This window comes from Sediminibacterium salmoneum NBRC 103935, from assembly GCF_000511175.1.
GTDB lineage: Bacteria > Bacteroidota > Bacteroidia > Chitinophagales > Chitinophagaceae > Sediminibacterium > Sediminibacterium salmoneum.
The window spans coordinates 1,676,833-1,679,617 of record NZ_KI866530.1 but is presented as its reverse complement, the minus strand read 5'-3'; the positions used below and the strand labels follow the sequence as shown (position 1 = coordinate 1,679,617).

Sequence of the window (2,785 nt, the reverse complement as noted above, 5' to 3'; positions counted from 1 at the left end):
TTATTGAAAATTCTCAAAGAGACATTAATATCGCTTTTATTAATGAGCTTTCTAAAATCTTCTCTCTCTTGAATATAGATACACATGAAGTTTTAGACGCTGCTGCTACAAAATGGAATTTTCTCAAATTTAAGCCTGGACTTGTAGGAGGGCATTGCATTGGAGTTGATCCCTATTATTTAGCACAAAAGGCTCAAGAAGTCGGATATCATCCTGAGATTATTTTAGCCGGTAGGCGCATGAACGATAGTATGGGAAAGCACGTAACTACAGAAGTTGTTAAACTGATGATGCGAAAGAATTTGAATGTTATGAAATCTAATGTTCTAATTCTTGGTTTTACATTTAAAGAAAATTGTCCTGATATTCGTAATACTCGGGTAATTGACATATTTACTGAGCTTACGAACTTTGATATACATGTCGATGTTTATGATCCATGGGCGAAAAAAGAAGAAGTGTATCATGAGTATGGAATTACTATTCTTGATAGTTTTTCAAATGACATGCTCTCTAACTATTCAGCAATTATCCTTGCAGTAGCTCATGACCTTTTCAGGGAAATAACGATACAAAAATCAGAAAATGTAGTCGTATACGATGTAAAAGGAGTTCTGCCAAAAGAGATGGTTGATGCTCGATTGTAAATTAATTTAAGTTATAAACACATGTTGAAATTTCATACTAATGATATTTCTAAATTTACCTTTTTAGTAACAGGTGGTGCTGGATTCATCGGTAGTCATATTGTCGAGTACTTAGTTTATTCAGGGGCAAAAAAGGTAAGAGTATTAGATAATTTATCAACTGGGTTCATTGAAAATATTGAACCATTTTTACAAGAGCCAAATTTTGAATTTCTACAAGGAGATATTAGAGATATTGCAACTTGTAGAAAGGCTGTTGAAAATATTGATTATGTTTCACATCAAGCTGCATTAGGTTCCGTCCCAAGATCAATTGATGATCCAATTACAACAAATGAAGTAAATATTTCAGGATTTTTAAACATGCTTTATGCTTCTAAAGAAGCTTTGGTGAAAAATTTTGTGTATGCTGCATCATCATCAACGTATGGTGATAGTAAAGTATTACCAAAGAAAGAAGAAAATATTGGTAAGCCCTTATCTCCATTATGCTGTAACGAAATTTGTTAATGAACTTTATGCTGATGTTTTTTTAAAACCTTTGGTGTTTCATCTATTGGGTTAAGATACTTTAATGTTTTTGGGCCTAGACAAAATCCTAACGGAGCTTATGCTGCTGTAATTCCTTTGTTCATAAATGCTATTAAGTCTAATCAATCTCCTTTTATTAATGGTGATGGAGAGCAAACTCGTGATTTTACGTATGTTCAGAATGCGGTTCAGGCTAATATTCTAGCTATGCTTACTAAAGATGAAAATGCATTGAATCAAGTTTACAATATAGCTGTTGGCGATAACATAACTTTAAATATTTTGTTTGAATCATTGGTTAAACTTGCTAGGGTAGAAGGATTAAGCGCAAAATATAGGGAAGCTCGGGTTGGTGATGTAAGAGACAGCTTAGCTGATATTTCAAAAGCAAAACAGTTATTAGGTTATAATCCTTCAATAACAGTATTACAAGGACTAGAGTTAACTTTAAAAAATTGGAAAGGGATTTAGACACTAACATTCAAATGGTAGACCTAAACGGTCAGTATTTAAACATTAAGGAATCTATTGATGATGCTGTCTTAGATGCCATTGGTAAATCGCAATTTATAGGAGGAGATGATGTCGCCAGGTTTAGTGAAAACTTCTCAAACTATCTAGGTGGTTCATTTGTAATACCATGTGCAAATGGCACTGATGCTTTGCAAATTGCTATGATGGCTTTAGACTTTCGCCCGGGTGATGAGGTGATTGTTCCGGCTTTTACCTATGTTGCTACAGCAGAGGTTCTAGGTTTATTGGGACTTGTGCCAGTTATGATAGATGTTGATCTTGATACTTTTATTGCTACTCCTGAACTCATTAGAAATGCTATATCACCGAAAACCAAGGGGATTGTTCCTGTTCATTTGTTTGGACAATCTGTTGATATGGAACCTATCATGGAATTATCAAGGGATTATGGTATTCATGTTATCGAAGACGCGGCTCAGTCAATAGGCGGGTTTTATCAATTTACTGATAAAAAGTGGAAAGCCTCTGGAACTATTGGACACATTGGCTGTACGTCATTTTTCCCATCTAAAAATTTAGGCTGTTACGGAGATGGTGGAGCTTTAATTACCAATGATACAGAGTTAGCTAAAAAAATAAAAATGATTGCTAATCATGGACAATCCGAAAAGTACGTACATAAATTTATAGGTGTAAACTCACGGTTGGATACAATTCAAGCTGCTATTTTAAATGTCAAGCTAGATCAACTAAGTAATTATCAAAATGCAAGAATTTCTGCTGCAAATAATTATGATCATTTGTTAGGCGAAATCAGTGAAATTCAAATTCCAATCAGATCTCAAAATGTAAAGCATGCTTTTCATCAATATACGATTAAGGTGAATGGAGGAAAGCGCGATGAGCTTAAACAGTGGTTACATGAATGTGGAATTCCTTCGATGATATATTATCCAATTCCCTTGTACAATCAAGAAGCATTTAAATCAATAGCAGTAGTTTCTCAAAGCTTAACTAATACAGAAATATTAACTAAGTCGGTTTTGTCTTTACCAATGCACACGGAACTTAAGATTGGTCAACAACAATACATCGCAGATTGTATTAAATCTAATTTTTTAAAAAATATTAAT

2 protein-coding genes and 1 pseudogene are annotated in these 2,785 nt (G+C 33.7%); all 3 read left to right on the top strand.

Going from position 1 to position 2,785, the window contains the following annotated elements; translation table 11 throughout:
• Nucleotides 1–647, top strand: a 647-nt coding sequence (locus tag P767_RS16390; RefSeq protein WP_037351693.1) for a nucleotide sugar dehydrogenase, incomplete at its 5' end; no start/stop codon positions are given.
• 21 nt (nucleotides 648–668) lie between these two features.
• Nucleotides 669–1,649: pseudogene (locus P767_RS16385) on the top strand (SDR family oxidoreductase).
• Nucleotides 1,634–2,785: DegT/DnrJ/EryC1/StrS family aminotransferase (locus P767_RS16380; RefSeq protein WP_071840059.1), on the top strand; the 1,152-nt coding region annotated here is incomplete at its 3' end. The pseudogene P767_RS16385 and the gene P767_RS16380, both read left to right, overlap by 16 nt.